Source organism: Amycolatopsis sp. NPDC114505 (genome assembly GCF_055633615.1).
In genome coordinates this window covers 1,718,895-1,733,675 of the sequence record NZ_JBVKDV010000001.1, presented here as the reverse complement: position 1 = coordinate 1,733,675, position 14,781 = coordinate 1,718,895, and the positions used below count along the sequence as shown (strand labels likewise).

General features: G+C 72.0%; 14 protein-coding genes and 1 other RNA gene. 2 read left to right on the top strand and 13 right to left on the bottom strand.

Features of this window, described 5'->3' with window-relative positions:
* Positions 1-11: 11 nt before the first annotated feature.
* The 3 genes from ACZ7OU_RS08725 to ACZ7OU_RS08715 all read right to left on the bottom strand — a co-directional run bounded on the left by ACZ7OU_RS08725 (position 12) and on the right by ACZ7OU_RS08715 (position 3,069).
* Positions 12-1,982, bottom strand: a complete 1,971-nt coding sequence (locus tag ACZ7OU_RS08725; RefSeq protein WP_470254677.1) for a DUF6541 family protein — start codon at positions 1,980-1,982, stop codon at positions 12-14.
* Positions 1,983-2,107: 125 nt separating this feature from the next.
* Positions 2,108-2,704: a recombination mediator RecR gene (gene recR, locus ACZ7OU_RS08720; protein WP_470240583.1), complete on the bottom strand. Its 597-nt coding sequence runs from the start codon at positions 2,702-2,704 to the stop codon at positions 2,108-2,110.
* A 5-nt stretch (positions 2,705-2,709) separates the two neighbouring features.
* Complete coding sequence (locus tag ACZ7OU_RS08715) at positions 2,710-3,069, bottom strand: YbaB/EbfC family nucleoid-associated protein (RefSeq protein WP_155549341.1); 360 nt, start codon at positions 3,067-3,069, stop codon at positions 2,710-2,712.
* Between the two features lie 79 nt (positions 3,070-3,148).
* Between ACZ7OU_RS08715 and ACZ7OU_RS08710 the strand changes: the two genes are divergently transcribed.
* Positions 3,149-4,003, top strand: a complete 855-nt coding sequence (locus ACZ7OU_RS08710; RefSeq protein ID WP_470254676.1) for an N-acetylmuramoyl-L-alanine amidase — start codon at positions 3,149-3,151, stop codon at positions 4,001-4,003.
* Here the strand turns inward: ACZ7OU_RS08710 and ACZ7OU_RS08705 are convergent.
* On the bottom strand, positions 3,988-4,341 hold the full coding sequence (locus ACZ7OU_RS08705) for a winged helix-turn-helix transcriptional regulator (RefSeq protein ID WP_470254675.1): 354 nt from the start codon (positions 4,339-4,341) through the stop codon (positions 3,988-3,990). The two genes, ACZ7OU_RS08710 and ACZ7OU_RS08705, sit on opposite strands and share 16 nt — an antisense overlap.
* 328 nt (positions 4,342-4,669) lie before the next feature.
* Positions 4,670-6,880: a DNA polymerase III subunit gamma and tau gene (locus tag ACZ7OU_RS08700; RefSeq protein ID WP_470254674.1), complete on the bottom strand. Its 2,211-nt coding sequence runs from the start codon at positions 6,878-6,880 to the stop codon at positions 4,670-4,672.
* 44 nt (positions 6,881-6,924) lie between these two features.
* Between ACZ7OU_RS08700 and ACZ7OU_RS08695 the strand changes: the two genes are divergently transcribed.
* Positions 6,925-7,776, top strand: coding sequence for a spermidine synthase (locus ACZ7OU_RS08695; RefSeq protein WP_470254673.1), 852 nt, complete (start codon positions 6,925-6,927; stop codon positions 7,774-7,776).
* Between the two features lie 104 nt (positions 7,777-7,880).
* On the opposite strand, the gene ffs is transcribed toward ACZ7OU_RS08695, so the two are convergent.
* From ffs to ACZ7OU_RS08655, 8 genes are all read right to left on the bottom strand, one after another.
* An RNA gene (gene ffs, locus ACZ7OU_RS08690) (signal recognition particle sRNA small type) lies at positions 7,881-7,975 on the bottom strand.
* A 43-nt stretch (positions 7,976-8,018) separates the two neighbouring features.
* Entirely contained in the window at positions 8,019-8,618 is a 600-nt protein-coding gene (locus ACZ7OU_RS08685; RefSeq protein WP_470254672.1) for a GTP-binding protein, read from the bottom strand.
* Positions 8,596-8,949: a DUF742 domain-containing protein gene (locus tag ACZ7OU_RS08680; protein ID WP_470240817.1), complete on the bottom strand. Its 354-nt coding sequence runs from the start codon at positions 8,947-8,949 to the stop codon at positions 8,596-8,598. Before ACZ7OU_RS08680 ends, ACZ7OU_RS08685 begins: the two co-directional genes overlap by 23 nt.
* Complete coding sequence (locus tag ACZ7OU_RS08675) at positions 8,949-9,383, bottom strand: roadblock/LC7 domain-containing protein (protein WP_364378792.1); 435 nt, start codon at positions 9,381-9,383, stop codon at positions 8,949-8,951. Before ACZ7OU_RS08675 ends, ACZ7OU_RS08680 begins: the two co-directional genes overlap by 1 nt.
* Complete coding sequence (locus ACZ7OU_RS08670) at positions 9,380-11,920, bottom strand: sensor histidine kinase (protein WP_470254671.1); 2,541 nt, start codon at positions 11,918-11,920, stop codon at positions 9,380-9,382. Before ACZ7OU_RS08670 ends, ACZ7OU_RS08675 begins: the two co-directional genes overlap by 4 nt.
* Before the next feature lie 25 nt (positions 11,921-11,945).
* Positions 11,946-12,734, bottom strand: a complete 789-nt coding sequence (locus ACZ7OU_RS08665; protein WP_470240575.1) for an ABC transporter ATP-binding protein — start codon at positions 12,732-12,734, stop codon at positions 11,946-11,948.
* A complete protein-coding gene (locus ACZ7OU_RS08660) occupies positions 12,731-13,603 on the bottom strand; it encodes an ABC transporter permease (RefSeq protein WP_470254670.1) in 873 nt (290 codons plus the stop codon). Before ACZ7OU_RS08660 ends, ACZ7OU_RS08665 begins: the two co-directional genes overlap by 4 nt.
* Positions 13,600-14,613, bottom strand: coding sequence for an ABC transporter substrate-binding protein (locus ACZ7OU_RS08655; RefSeq protein WP_470240573.1), 1,014 nt, complete (start codon positions 14,611-14,613; stop codon positions 13,600-13,602). The genes ACZ7OU_RS08660 and ACZ7OU_RS08655 overlap by 4 nt, the downstream gene beginning before the upstream one ends.
* Positions 14,614-14,781: the final 168 nt, after the last annotated feature.

Sequence of the window (14,781 nt, the reverse complement as noted above, 5' to 3'; positions counted from 1 at the left end):
CCCCGGAGCCGTCAGCGGTTCTGGGGCTGCGCGCTGTCGCACGCCGGGACGCGGTAGAGCTTGAACGTGCCACCCTGGTCGATCTGGTCGAAGCCCGCCGAGGGAGCCGGGTAGGCGAGGCCGTCCCACAGGTTGCCGCGGGGGACGTCGTTGGTGAGCAGGTACCGCACGGCGAGGCGGTCCGCGATGGCGCAGGCCCGCGGGTCGGTCGCCGCCTGGTTCAGGTGGCGGGCCAGGTAGACCTGGTCGCTCGTGATCCGGCCGATGTTCAGCTGCGGGAACAGCACCTGCCGGCGGGTCAGCGCCATCACCACCGGGCTGCCGTTGTACGGCATCTGGGCCACGATCGTGCCGGGCTCGGTGCGCTCGGCGATCCGCTTGAAGAGGTCGTACTCCTCCTGGTTCACCAGCGGATCGATCTTGGGGTAGGCGCTCAGCACGCGGTTGCGGTGGTCGAGGACGTTCAGGCCACCGGTCGACACCAGCACCAGCAGGAGCAGCACCGGCAGCGCGACCGCCGTCGCCCGCGCGGCGAGGTTCTGGCGCCGCTCGAGGAAGTTCGCCGAGCCGAGCCAGGACCGGACCGCGGTGAGCACCGCGAGCACCCCGATCACCGCGAGCGGGACCCCGGTGATCGGCAGCATGGCGGCGAGCCGGTGGGAGTCGGTGTACCAGAACCCGGTGAAGACGTTGCGGCCCGTTCCCCGCACCCCCGCGGCCAGCACGAAGAGACCGACGGAGATGACGTGCGCGGCCACCAGCCAGCGCCGGGACCGCTGCCGGAAGCACGACACGGCCCCGGCGATCACGAGCGCGGCCAGTACCCAGCCCGCGCCACGGCCGTTCGTCGCCCCGGTCAGTGCCTCGCCGAGCGCCTGCGACGGCGACTCGATCGGCTTCACGTCCGCGTTCATGGTCCCCGCGAACACCCCGGACTTGACCACGACGAGCCAGTACACCGGCGCGGCCAGCACGATCGGCGCGGCCAGCAGGCCGGCGCGCAGCCGGTCACCGGTGCGGTACCGCCGCAGGGACGCCCGCGCGAGGCCGAGGAACAGCACCGGCAGGGCGATGGCGGCCAGGGTGATCACCGCGTTGGGGTGCGCGATGGTCACGGCCACGGCGAACGCCGGCGCGAGCAGCCACGCCCGGCCGCGGCCGATGGCGTCGTCCTTGGCCAGCTTGGTCACCGAAAGCAGGGCGGCCAGCGCGGCCGGGACGAGCGAGAGCCCCAGCAGGTTGGGCCAGAGGATCCCCCAGCCGAGCATCTCCCAGGGAAACGCGCCGAAGGCGAGGCTGAGCAGGCCGGTGACGCCCAGCGCGAGCTTCGAGGGCCCGGCGAGCTGGCGCATCAGCAGGACGCAGCCCAGCGGCCAGACGACCAGGGCGATGGTGACCGACAGGATGTTCGCCGCCGCCGGCACCGAGTTGCCGCTGATCATGACGAACAGCGAACCCAGGTCGTGCCAGGCGGCCGGGTAGAACCCGTGGGCGCGGCCCGGCACGCCGAGGGTGTCGATCATGAACGTGGAGGCGTCGCGGGTGTTGAGGATGTTCGCGATCGCGTTGTAGTGGAACGACGAGTCGTCGGTCTGGACCAGTTCTTCCGGACCGCGGATCGACAGCCGGACCGCGAGGGCGCCCAGCAGCACGGCGACGGCGAGACCGGCCGCCGAAGCCCCCACGACCGGCCAGCTGTCCCCGGGCACGGCTCGCGGCAACCGTTTGCGCAACGGCACGACCACGGCGGCGAGCACCAGCGCCAGCCCGGCGAACACGACCAGCACGAGCAGCGGCGACCAGGCGAGACCGAGCTTCGACGCGGCGATGGCCGTCAGCACCACCACGGCCGTCACGACGACCGGGGCGAGCGCGACGGCCGTCAGGCGGCGCAGGCCGAGCAGGTAGGTGATCGGAAGTCCCGGCAGGACCAGCAGCACCCCGCACAGCACCACGCTGGGCACCGCGTCAAGCCAAGCCATGGCGGAGCTCCTCGCTCATCGGATGAAGGCGCGCGTCGTGCGGACACACATCGAACGCTCGCGCGACCCCCGATCGGCAAGCCGGACGGATTTTTTCACACGCTGACCGGCGCCTGGGTACTGGGCTAGAGCGCCCGCCGTCCCGACAGCGCGCGCCCGAGGGTCAGCTCGTCCGCGAACTCCAGGTCACCGCCCATCGGCAGCCCCGACGCCAGCCGCGTCACGCTCAGGCCCGGGAAGTCACGCAGCATCCGCACCAGGTACGTCGCCGTCGCTTCGCCCTCGGTGTTGGGGTCCGTCGCGATGATGATCTCGCTGATGTCGGCTTCGCCGATGCGCTTGAGCAGCTCGCGCATCCGCAGCTGCTCCGGCCCGATGCCCGACAACGGGTCGAGCGCGCCGCCCAGGACGTGGTAGCGGCCCTTGAACTCGCGCGTGCGCTCGACCGCGAGGACGTCCTTCGGCTCCTCGACCACGCAGATGACCGTGAGGTCGCGGCGCTCGTCGCGGCAGATGCGGCACTTCTGCTGCTCGGAGACGTTGCCGCACACCTCGCAGAACTGCACGCCCTCCTTGACCTTGCCGAGGACCTCCTGCAGCCGCGAGATGTCCGCCGGGTCCGCGGCCAGCAGGTGGAACGCGATCCGCTGGGCGCTCTTCGGCCCGACCCCGGGCAGGCGCCCGAGCTCGTCGATCAGGTCCTGGACGACACCTTCGTACAAGTTCGTCAGCCGCCGAAGCCGAGGGCGCCGAGGTCGGGCATGCCGCCACCGCCGCCGAGACCGCCGGCCAGCGGGCCGAGCTTCTGCTCGGTGAGCTTCTGCGCGCTCGCCGACGCGTCGCGGACCGCCGCCACGATCAGGTCGGACAGCGTCTCGACGTCGTCCGGGTCGACGACCTTCGGGTCGATCTGGAGGCTCTTCAGCTGGCTGTCACCGGAGACGGTCGCGGTGACCAGCCCGCCACCGGCGGTACCGGTGACCTCGGTGTTGGCAAGCTCTTCCTGGGCCTCGACGAGCTTCTGCTGCATCTGCTGGGCCTGCTGCATCAGCTGGGAGATGTCGAAGCCGCCGCCGGGTTGCACCATGATCGCACTCGGTCCTCTCTGCACGCCTGTGTCGTCCGCCAGGGTAGTCGCGCCACGGGTGGGCCCGGGTTGTGGCACCGTGGTCGCCGTGCGACGCGCGATTGCCCCTCTGCTGCTGGCCGGTGCCCTGCTGCTCACCGGCTGCGCCGAAGACACCCCGGCAGCGCCGGCGCCCGCTCCCGTGACCACGCGGACGGTCACGCCGACGCCGACGACCGTGACGCCCGCCGCGTCATCTTCGCCGTCGCTCCCGCCGCCGTCGGCCGCCGCACCGCCGGTCGGCTCCGGCAAGGTCGTCGTCCTCGACCCCGGCCACAACGGCGGCAACGCATCGCACCCGGCGGAGATCAACCGGCAGGTGCCCGCCGGGCGCGGGCAGCGCAAGCCGTGCAACACCACCGGCACCTCGACCAACGCCGGCTACCCCGAGCACGCGTTCACGTGGGACGTCTCCCAGCGGGTCGGAGAAGCGTTGGTGAGCAAGGGAATCCGCGTCGTCTACACGCGACAGAACGACACCGGCGTCGGCCCCTGCGTCGACCAGCGGGCCGCGATCGGCAACACCGCGAACGCCGACGCCGTCGTCTCCATCCACGCCGACGGCTCGACCGCGGCCGGCGCGAACGGCTTCCACGTCGCGTATTCGTCACCGCCGCTGAACGCCGCGCAGGGCGAGCCGTCGACGCGGCTGGCGCAGGTCGTCCGCGACACGCTGCGCTCGGGCGGCTTCAGCACGTCGAACTACATCGGCGGCAACGGCCTTTCGGCGCGCACGGACCTCGGCGGACTGAACCTCTCGACGCGGCCGTCGGTGCTCGTCGAGTGCGGGAACATGCGCAACGCGGCGGAAGCGGCCCGGATGACCAGCGAAGAGGGACGCCAGCAGTACGCGTCCGCCATCGCCGCGGCGATCGAGGCCTACCTGGCTTCCTGAGCGTCGAGGACGGCTTCGCCGTGGCTCGTCGCCCACTTCGTGAGGACGCCGATGGGCTCGACGAGCGTCTGCCCGGGGGTGGTCAGGCAGTACTCGACGCGGGGCGGGGCTTCGGCGTACGTGCGGCGGTCGACGAGGCCGTAGCCCTGGAGCTTGCGCAGCGTCTGGGTGAGGACCTTGCGGGAGATGCCGCCGATGAGGTCGACGAGCTCACCGTGGCGCCGAGGGCCGCGGCTGAGCGCGAACACGACGACGACCGCCCACTTGTCGGCGATGATCTCGATCGCCAGCCGGGCCGGGCAGTCCGCGAGGAAGACGTCACCGGGGAAGTCACCCATGGGTACCAAGGTACCGAGCGGTACGGATCGAGGGCCCGGACATCGCCGACGAGTTCACGGCGCTGATGGACCGGCAGGCCCAGCGGTATTTGGGCGTGCCGAAGTACGTGCTGGGCAACCAGGGCTCGCCGACGGCAGTGATCGCGCGGATCACCGCCGACCGGGTCACGGGCATTGGGCCCTGGGCTTCCTGACCCCCGGCCTTTGGTCAGTCGAGGGGCGGGCGCCGCGGTGGACGGTGATCGTGCGGATCACGGGCGGACGGTGATCGCGCGGATCACCGCCGACCGGGTCGCGGGCATCAGCCCCGGGCCCCGCCGGCCCTTGGTCAGTCGAGGGGGCGGGCGCCGAGGTGGTCCGAGATCAGCTTGCGGGCTAGCTCGTCCGGGTCCTGGTCCGGCGGCGGTGGGGGCGGTGGCGGGGCGGGGCTGGCGTCCTCGTTGTAGAGGTCGTCGTCGTCCTCGTCGGCGGGTTCCGGGGGCAGCGGGATGTCCGGCTCGGACGTGGCCACCCGGGGCCGGACCGGGGCCGCGGCGGGTGCCGGTGCGGGCCGGGTGGGCGTCGGGGCCGGGGCGGGCGCCGCGGCGGCCGGGGCCGCGGACTGCCGGGTGAACGACCGTTCCGCCGCGGGCGCCGCCTGCTGCGCGCGTGCGGCCGGCGCGGCCGGGGCGTTGCCGTGGACGCAGCGGACCTGCCAGTCGCCACCCACGACGTCCGCCAGCGCGCCCGCGATCTTGCGGGCGTTGTCCTGGTCGGACAGGCGACGGGCCAGTGGCTCGGACTTGTGGGTGAGGGTGAGGGCGTGCCCCTCGACGGTCGCGACGGTCGCCTGGGTCAGCATCGCCTCGAGGCTGCGGCCGCCGGTGAACTTGCGCAAGGCCGTCATGAGCTGCGGCCAGACGTTCCGGATCGCGGCGGCGTCCAGGCCGCCGTCCGCGGTCGCCGGGGCGGAACTGGTGGCTTCCGGCGCGACGGCGGCCGCCGCGGCCGGGGCGGGTGTGCCGCCGCCCGGGGTGCGCGGGGTTCCCCAGCCGCTGTCCGAGGACTGGGGTGCCGAGTTGCCGACGCCCGAAGCCGGAGCGGCGGTGGCTGCGGCCGGAGCCGAGGTGGCAGCGGCGGCCGTGCGAGGAGTTCCCTCGCCATCCGCGGGCTGGCCTGCCGACGCCGCGCGAGTTCCCGAGCCACCATCGGCAGGCTGACCCACCGCAGCCGGCTCGGCAGCCGCGGGAGCAGGCCGGGCAGCCGGTTCGGCCCTCGCCGGCTCCGGGGCCGGCGCCGGATCGGCCGAACCCGGGCGCTGCGACGGACGTGAGAACCGCTCCGACGCCGCCCGCACCGGCGGCTCCACCCCACCCTCGGCGGGCGCTCCGCCTCCGGTGGCCAGCGTCGCGCGGCGCTCCAGCCGCTCGATCCGGGCCAGCAGCGCGTTCTCCGCCTCCGTCACCGACGGCAGCAGCATCCGCGCGCACAGCAGCTCGAGCACCAGCCGGGGCGACGTCGCCCCGCGCATCTCCAGAAGTCCATTGTGGACGATGTCCGCGTACCGCGACAGCGTCGCCAGACCGATCCGCTCCGCCTGCCCGACCATCCGCGACAGCTCTTCCTCCGGCGCCGACACCAGCCCGCCCGCGGAGTCCGGCACCGCGCGCAGCAGCACCAGGTCGCGCAGCCGGTCGAGCAGGTCCGTCGCGAACCGGCGCGGGTCGTGGCCGGCCTCCGTGACCTTCTCGACCGTGCCGAACACGGTCGCGGCGTCCTCGGTCGACAGCGCGTCCACCATGTCGTCGATCAGCGCCACGTCCGTGACGCCCAGCAGCGCGACCGCGCGCGAGTACGAAACGCCGTCCGGGCCCGCGCCGGCGAGCAGCTGGTCGAGCACCGACTGCGTGTCCCGCGCGGAACCGCCCCCGGCCCGGATGACCAGCGGGTACACCGCCGGCTCGACCTCGACGCCTTCGGCCGCGACGTTGCTCTCCAGCAGCGCGCGCATCGCGCCCGGCGGGATCAGCCGGAACGGGTAGTGGTGCGTCCGCGAGCGGATGGTGGTGAGCACCTTGTCCGGCTCGGTCGTCGCGAAGATGAAGATGACGTGCTCAGGCGGCTCTTCCACGATCTTCAGCAGGGCGTTGAAGCCCTGCGTGGTGACCATGTGCGCCTCGTCGATGATGAACACGCGGTACCGCGACTCCGCCGGCGCGTAGAACGCCTTGTCGCGCAGCTCGCGGGCGTCGTCGACGCCACCGTGGCTGGCGGCGTCCAGCTCGGTGACGTCGACGCTGCCCGACCCCTCGGGAGCGAGCGCCTTGCACGAGTTGCACTCGCCGCACGGGTCCGGCGTCGGGCCCTTCACGCAGTTCAGCGAGCGCGCCATGATGCGCGCGCTGGAGGTCTTGCCGCAGCCGCGGGGGCCGGAGAAGAGGTAGGCATGGTTGATCCGCCCGGCGGACAACGCCGTGCGGAGGGGTTCGGTCACATGCTCCTGACCGACTACCTCGGCGAACGTAGCCGGACGGTACTTGCGGTACAGCGCGAGAGCCACGCCGCGAGACTACCGGGGGCCACCGACAACTAGGCTCGCCGGTCGTGGCGCGTGCGCGAAAGCCTGGTCCCGCAGCCGGGCGGTACCCGGTCCGGTTCGGGACGGCGGAGCTCCGCCGCGACGTCGACCGCGGCAACGCCTGGCTGGTGTCGGTAGACGGGGTCGCCCAGTCCTACGTCGACCTGGACCACCCGGCCAACCTGGAGTTCGACTACGTCCGGCGGTTCGGCGACGTCGTGGACCAGCTGCCCCCGGGCCCGCTGGACGCGCTGCACATCGGCGGGGCGGCGTGCACGCTGCCGCGCTACGTCGCGGCGTCGCGCCCGGGGTCGCGGCAGCTGGTGTTCGACGCCGACGGCGAGCTGGTCGAACTGGTCCGCGCCCAGCTGGGGCTGCGGGTGCCGGGCCTGCGCGTCCGGGTGACGGACGGCCGCGAAGGGCTGGCCACGAGACGCGAGGACTCGGCGGACCTGGCGGTGGTCGACGCGTTCGAGCGCGCGACCCTGGCCGGCGGCCTGGCCACCCTGGAGGCGACGCGCGCGATCGCGACGATCCTGCGTCCGGAAGGGATCTACCTGGCCAACATCACGGACGGCTCGGGGCTCCCGTTCGCCCGCCGCTTCCTGGCGACGCTGCGCGAGGTGTTCCCCGAGGTCCTGCTGCTGGCGGACCCGGCGGTCCTGAAGGGCCGCCGCTTCGGCAACCTGGTGTTCGCGGCTTCGGCGTCGGACCTCCCGACGGCGGAGATCACCCAGCGAACGGCCTCGGCGGCCTTCCCGGCCAGGTGCGTCCACGGCGCGGAGCTGCGAAAGCTGGCCGGAAGGGCGGCCCCGATCACGGACGAGGACCGCCCGCCGTCGCCGCAGCCGCCGGAAGACGTGCTGGGCCTGTTCTGAGCGGCAGACCCGCGAGGCCGTGAGAGAGGCACCGTGGGGCTCCGGGGGCTCGGCCCCCGGGAACAACGACGGAGTCGAGCGAGGGGCGAAGCCCGAGGCAGAGACGAAGGGGACCCCGCGCACCCGTCAGAGCCTGCTTATCCTTGCTGCCTTCCGGCCCTGGGGAGGTTCACAGGGTGGACGCCGCGCGGGGTCCGTGGATCAGTGTAGCCGCCGAGAACTCTCGGTGGGCCGGAGGGCCTTCAAGCCCCCGCGGCCGCCTGGGCACGGGCCTTCTTGAACGTGTTGTGCAGGACCGCCAGCAGGGCGTCCCGCACCGAAAGCTTCTGCCGCGCGTCGAACGTGATCAGCGGGACGTCCTCGCTGACCGCCAGTGCCCAGCGGATGTCCTCCAGGTTGTGCCCCAGCGACCCGTCGAACATGTTCACCGCCACCACGAACGGCAGGCCCGCGTTCTCGAAGTAGTCGACCGCCGGGTAGCAGTCGTCCATGCGGCGGGTGTCCACGATCACCAGCGCCCCCAGTGCGCCGTGGACCAGGTCCTGCCACATGAAGCCGAAGCGGTCCTGGCCGGGCGTGCCGAACAGGTACAGCTTCACCTCGTCGTCGATCGTGATGCAGCCGAAGTCGAGGGCGACCGTCGTCGTGGTCTTGCGCGGGACGTGGCCCGTGCGGTCCACCGAAGCCGCGACCGACGTGATCGCCGCCTCCGTGGTCAGCGGCTTGATCTCCGAGATGGACGACACCGCCGTCGTCTTGCCGACGCCGAAGCCGCCCGCGATGACGATCTTGACCGGGGCCGGTGGGCGGGCCGCCGGTTCAGTGAATGGCTTCGAGTCCACGAATGACCCTTTCGATCATGCCGAGGTCGTGTGAGGTGTGGTTCGCCGGCCGCCGGACGACGACGTAGCCCTGCTCGGCGAGGTCGGCCACCAGCACCCGGGCGACGCCGATGTGCAGGCCGAGCATGGCGGCCACCTCGGCGACCGACACGGTGCTCCGGCAGAGGGAGACGATCTCCTGCCGTTCGAACGTGAGCTTCGGGTGCGACGCCGCCCCGAGGCGGGACGTCATGACCTGCGCCTCGATCTCGAGGCTCTGGTCGACCGGCTGGGCGCGTCCCGAGGTCATCAGGTACGGCCGCAGCAGCGAGGTGTCCGGCTCTTCGGTCATCACGAACCTACGGTGTTCTTGAGCTCCTCGATCAGGCCCGGCGTCAGGACTTCGGTGGCGCGGTTGGCGAACATCGCCATCTCGTAGGCGATCGTGCCCAGGCTGGCCTGCTTGTTGGCCAGCACGCCCAGCGAGCAGCCGATGCTGATGGTGCAGACCAGCAGGTACCCGTGCTCCAGCTCGATGATCACCTTGTCGGGCGAGCCGAGCGGGTGGCTTTCGGAGACGCCGTGGGCGAGGCCGAGCATGGCGGAGGAGATCGCGGCGAGCCGGTCGGCGTTGGACCGCTCGAGCTCCGAGGACACCGCGATCAGCAGCCCGTCGGCCGAGACCGCGATGGCGGCGATCGCGCCGGCCGTGTGCTGCGCGAAACGGCTCACCAGCCAGTTGAAGTTCTGGGCTTCGACGCTGACACCAGCTGCGGGGATGCTCATTTCCTGCTCTCTTCTCGTGCGTCCATTTCCAGGTGTTCCGCCGTCACCACGTCCGCCTTGGCGAGGCCGGCGGCGAACGAGTCGAACGCCGCTCGCTCGGCCGCCGGGTCCCGCCTGCCGCGGCTCACGACGGCACGGGCGGGCGGCCGGCCCGTGGCGGTCACCGGCTTCAGGCCCGGGGCGAGCTGGGCACCGGGGACCCGGCGGACCAGGCCGTCCCGGGCTTCGGCGGCCACCGGGGCACTTTCGCGTGGAGGTGCCGGAGCGGCGGCCCGGGCGAAGGCGTCCTGGAACCCGTCCATCGCGGCCTTGGTCGCCTCCGGGTCGTGCCGTGGTCCGGGCTCCGGCGACACCGGCGCGGTGGTACCCGGGCTCGGCAGCTGGGCACCGCGGACGCGCCGCTTGAGCCCGCCCCGGCTCGCCGGCTCTTCCGGCTCGGCGTCGGGCCACACCGGGTCCCGCTGGTCGAACCAGAGGAAGCCGTTGCGAGACCCGAGAAGCGCCGGGATCGCCGGCGAAGGCAGCTCGACCGGACGCAACGAGTCCGAAATGGACGCGGCGGCCACCGCGACGGCCTCCGCGGGACGCGCCTCGGGCACGGCCTGCGCCGGGATCACCGGCTTGACCCGCATCACCGAGCGGTGGCTGAACAGCGACGGCGGGATCGTCAGCCGCGCGGTCACACCGCCGGTGCTCGGCGTCGCGAGCAGCTCGACGCCCAGGTCGTGGCGCCGCGCCAGGCGGCCCACCACGAACAGGCCGAGCACGCTGGTCGGCGCCAGCTCGAGCCGTTCGCGCTCGACGAGCCGCCGGTTCTCCTCGGCCACCTTCTCCGCGGTCATGCCGATGCCGTGGTCGACGATGCTCACCAGGCAGGAGCCGTCGGCGAGGAACATCGTGTCGACCTCGACCGCCGAGCCCGGCGGCGAGAACGACGTCGCGTTCTCCAGCAGCTCGGCGAACACGAGCACCAGGTCGGCGCCGAAGGACGAGGACAGCAGGATCTCCGCGACGACCCCGAGCTTGACGCGCTGGTAGTCCTCGATCTCGGCGAGCGCGGACCGCAGCGCCGTGGACAGCTCGATCGGGCCGGCGATGCGCGTCTCGTCGCGGGTGCCGGACACGACGAGCAGGTTGTCGGCGTTGCGGCGCAGGCGGGTGGAGAGGTGGTCGAGCCGGTAGAGGCTGGCCAGCAGCCGCGTGTCCTGCTCGTCGCGCTCGACCTCGTCGATCAGCGCGAGCTGGCGGCCGACGAGGTTCTGCGTGCGCTTGGCGACGTTCGCGAACATCAGGCTGGTGTTGCGCCGGGTGAGCGCCTGCCGTTCGACCAGCTCGGCGGCGGTGGTCTGGACCCGGTTGAACGCCGCGGCCAGCTCGCCGAGCTCGTCGCTCGAGACGACGTCGATCGTGGCCAGCCGCGGGACCTGCGCCTCGGCCTCCTCGGTGTCGGTCACGCGGACGAGCTCGGTACCGGCGAGGTCGGCGACCGACGTCGCCGCGGTGGTCAGCTGCCGCAGCGGCCGGGCGATCGAACGGGACACCGCGACCGCGAGGAAGGCGACCAGCAGGAACAGCAGGCCCGCGCCGACGCCGACCAGCCACGCCAGCCGCGTGCCGGCGTCCGCTCGCCCGGTCGCCGCGTCGGCGATCTCGCCGGTGACCTTCTCCTGGACCAGCTTCCGTTGCCCCGCTTGGCGTTCCGACGCCGCGAGGACGTCGGCGAGGTACTGGCTCGTCCCCGAGGTCGTGCGCGGGGCGTCGACCTGGCCGGCGAGCTCGTTGATCCGGCGGCCCGCCTCGCTCTGCTCGACGTTGACGACCAGCGCGGACTGGTCGCTGCCGCCCAGCTGGACGAACCGGTCGGTGAAGATCGGCGCCTGCTGGGTCGCGTCGTCCAGGATCGACCGGCCGGCCTCGGGCGACACCGCCGTCACGATCAACGCCATGCCGCGCAACGAGTTCTCCTCGTTCGCGCGCAGCAGCGCCTCCAGCGCGGTCAGCTCCCGCGTGCCCTCGGCGTCACTGGTGAGCTGCGGGACCAGCCGCAGTGAATCGATTACCGCGCCGATCACCGCGTGGTAGGTGCGGGCGACGCTGTCGAGCGCGACACCGCGGCGCTGCGCGTTCTGCCGCAGCTCGTTCAGCGAGCCGATCCGGGTCAGCGCCGCGGAAAGCTCGTCCGGCGCGTCGGCTCCCAGCGACGCCCGCACGCTCTCGACCGCCGTGTCCACCGCCTTCTGCTGCTGCAGCATCTGGTCGGCGGGCGTCGACGGCGTCGCGACGTACGCGCCGGTCAGCAGCCGTTCACGCTGCAGCTGCCAGACCAGGCCGCCGAGCTGCTGGGTGTGCCGGGCGACCGTCGCCGACTGCGTCGCGGCCACCGCGCTGTTCGCCTGGGTCAGCACGAACGGCACCGACACCAGCACCACCGCCACCAGCGGGGGCAGGAGCAGCAGGTTCAGCTTGCCGCGAATGCCGAGCCTGGACAGGATTCCCCCGCCACCGGCCCGTTCCACGGTCGCCTCGCCGTGCCTCATCCCCACACCTTCCCGTCTTCCGTTCTCACCCGTCCGCGGCAACCCGGCCGACGTGGCCGCGGTGCTGCTCCCGGACGAGGTCCTCGATCCGGGCGCGCAGCTCGAGGAACCGCGGCTCGCGCTTCACCGCCAGGTCCCGCTCGGCGGGCAGCGTCACCTCGACGTCGGCGGCGATCCGGCCGGGGTCGGAGGCGAGCACCACCACCCGGCCGCCCAGGAACACCGCTTCCTCGACGTCGTGGGTGACCATCAGCACCGTGGTACCGGTGTCGGCCCAGACCTGGCGGATGAGCACCTGCATGTCCTCTTTGGTCTGGACGTCCAAGGCGCCGAAGGGTTCGTCCAGCAGCAGGACATCCGGTTCGCAGGCGAGCGCCCGCGCGATCGCGACGCGTTGCTTCTGGCCGCCCGAAAGCTGTTTCGGCAGCGACTTGCGCACGGCGTGGAGCCCGGTCTCGGCGAGGTACCAGTCCACGCGCTTGGCGCGCTCGCCCGCGTCGACCGGCAGCAGCTCGAGTCCGAACGCGACGTTCTTCTCGACGGTCCGCCACGGGTACAGCGCGCCGGCCTGGAAGACGAGCCCGCGATCCGGGCCGGGGCCGGTCACCGGGACGCCGTCGAGCACGATCTCGCCCTCGGTCGGCCGGCTGAGCCCGGCCACCAGCGACAGCAGCGTCGACTTGCCCGAGCCGCTCGCGCCGACGACGCAGACGAACTCGCCGCGCGACACCTCGAGGTCGACGCCGTCGAGCGCGCGGGTCACCTTGCCGCGCACGGTGTAGTCCTTCGCGACGTTCCGCAGCTCCAGCGTCATGCCGCCCACTTCCCGACCTTCGTGCGCAGCAGGCGCAACAGGACGTCGATGACCAGCCCGGCGATCCCGATGACCACGAGCACGGCGAAGATCTTGTCCGTCTGCAGGAACCGCTGCGCCCGGACGATCCGGTAGCCGAGACCCGCCGAGGAGTTGATCAGCTCGGCGACGACCACGAAGTTCCACGCCGCGGCGGCGTTGACGCGGATCGCGTCGATCATGCCCGGCAGCGCGTGCGGGACGACGACCTTGCGCAGGACCTCGCCCCGGCGCGCGCCGAGGGTGTAGGAGACGTCGATGAGCGACGCCGGCACGCCGCGGACGACGTCGGCGGTCATCAGCGTGTTGAAGAAGACCGTCCCGATGAAGAGGATGGCGATCTTCGACGGCTCGCCGAGGCCGAGCCAGATGATCAGCAGCGGGATGAACGCGCTCGCCGGCAGGTAGCGCAGCAGCCCGATCAGCGGCTCGAAGAACGCCTGCCCCGCGGTGAAACCGCCCATCAGGATGCCGAGCGGCACCGACACCAGCACGGCGAGGCCGAACCCTTCGAGCACCCGCTGGGTCGTCGCCCAGAGGTCGTCGAACAGCTCGCCGGTGCTCGCCATGTCCGCCCCGGCCCGGACCACCGCGGCCGGCGACGGCAGGAACGTCGGGTCGACGACCCCGCTGACGCTCAGCACGACCCACGCGAGGAACGGGATCGCGAACGACAGCACCGCCAGCGTCCAGCGCGCCGACGCGGAAATCGGCGTGCGCAGGGAAAACAGCGGTGACGCGGACTTCGGCGCGCGCCGGCGCGGCAGCGGTCCCCAGGCCGGGCGGCCCGACTCCCGGCGTTCGGCGAGCTGCTGGGTCCGACCGGTCACTGCGGTGCGGCCTTCACGAACTGGTCGTCGAAGAGGCCGTCCAGCGAAGGCCGCTGCTGGGCGAGCCCGGTGCCGACGATGAAGTCGACGATCTTGTTCGCCTGGAAGTCGAGGTGCTGGGCGGTGACGCCCGGGGTGAACGCGTCGAGGTTCTGCTGGCGCGTGAAGATCGTCGTACCGGCGTCGTAGGACTTGTAGTCCGCGTCGGACACACCGCCGCGCTTGGCCATGATCCCGACGGCCGCGTCCTTGTTGTTCTTGATCCAGGTCAGCGTCTCGAACCACGTGTTGACCAGTGCCTGTACGTCCTTCGGGTGCTCCTTGACCAGCTTCTGCGACGTGACGAGGTGGTCCGGGATGGCACCGGGGAACTCCGTCGACGTCGAGATCGCGCGGCTGCCCGGGCGCTCGAGGGCCTTCGAGGTGAACGGCGCGAACGCGCCCACGGCGTCGACCTGCCCGCCGACGAACGCGGCCGCGGCGGCGTCGGTCGGCAGGTTGACCAGCTCGATGTCCTTTTCGGTCAGCTTCGCCTCCTGCAGCGCGAGCAGCAGCAGGTAGTGGTCGACCGTCCCCTGCTCGACCGCGACCTTCTTGCCCTTCAGGTCGGCGATGGCGTTGATCCCGTCCCGCGCGATGATCTTGTCGTTGCCGGTGGAGTTGTCGTTCACCAGCACGATCGACAGCTTCGCGCCGCCGGAAGCCGAGGAGAGCGTGTCGTTGAGGGTCTGGCTGTTCGCGTCGATGGCCCCGCTGGACAGCGCGTTGATGCTGTCGGTGTAGTTGTCGAAGTACTTCAGGTCGACGTTCACGCCGTTCTTGGCGAACAGTCCCTGTTCCTGCGCCACCTGCCAGGGGAACCAGCCCGGCCAGGCGCTGAACCCGAGGGTGATCTTGCCGCCGGTGCCGGTGGCGGAACTGTCACTGCAGCCCGAAAGCGCGGTGACCCCGGCGAGGGTCAGCAAGGTCAGGAGCACCGTCAGGAGACGGGGGCGGGAACGGGAAATCACAACGAACTCCCAGCTGCGGGGGAAGTGGAGTGGTGCCGTACCCGAGGAATCGCGGTGCTCAGGACTTGCTCAGGACTGCTCAGGACTACGGACCGGCGGCGAGCCTAGCGACTAGCACAAGATCTCCACAACGCCCGGGCAATGCAGCCGAACGAGTGACCCCCGGCC

Bases quoted from the DNA above. Each gene is read 5' to 3' on its own strand.
- ACZ7OU_RS08725 (WP_470254677.1), bottom strand. From the start codon at position 1,982: ATGGCTTGGCTTGACGCGGTGCCCAGCGTGGTGCTGTGCGGGGTGCTG.
- ACZ7OU_RS08715 (WP_155549341.1), bottom strand. From the start codon at position 3,069: ATGGTGCAACCCGGCGGCGGCTTCGACATCTCCCAGCTGATGCAGCAG.
- ACZ7OU_RS08705 (WP_470254675.1), bottom strand. From the start codon at position 4,341: ATGGGTGACTTCCCCGGTGACGTCTTCCTCGCGGACTGCCCGGCCCGG.
- ACZ7OU_RS08680 (WP_470240817.1), bottom strand. From the start codon at position 8,949: ATGACCGAAGAGCCGGACACCTCGCTGCTGCGGCCGTACCTGATGACC.
- ACZ7OU_RS08675 (WP_364378792.1), bottom strand. From the start codon at position 9,383: ATGAGCATCCCCGCAGCTGGTGTCAGCGTCGAAGCCCAGAACTTCAAC.
- ACZ7OU_RS08670 (WP_470254671.1), bottom strand. From the start codon at position 11,920: ATGAGGCACGGCGAGGCGACCGTGGAACGGGCCGGTGGCGGGGGAATC.
- ACZ7OU_RS08665 (WP_470240575.1), bottom strand. From the start codon at position 12,734: ATGACGCTGGAGCTGCGGAACGTCGCGAAGGACTACACCGTGCGCGGC.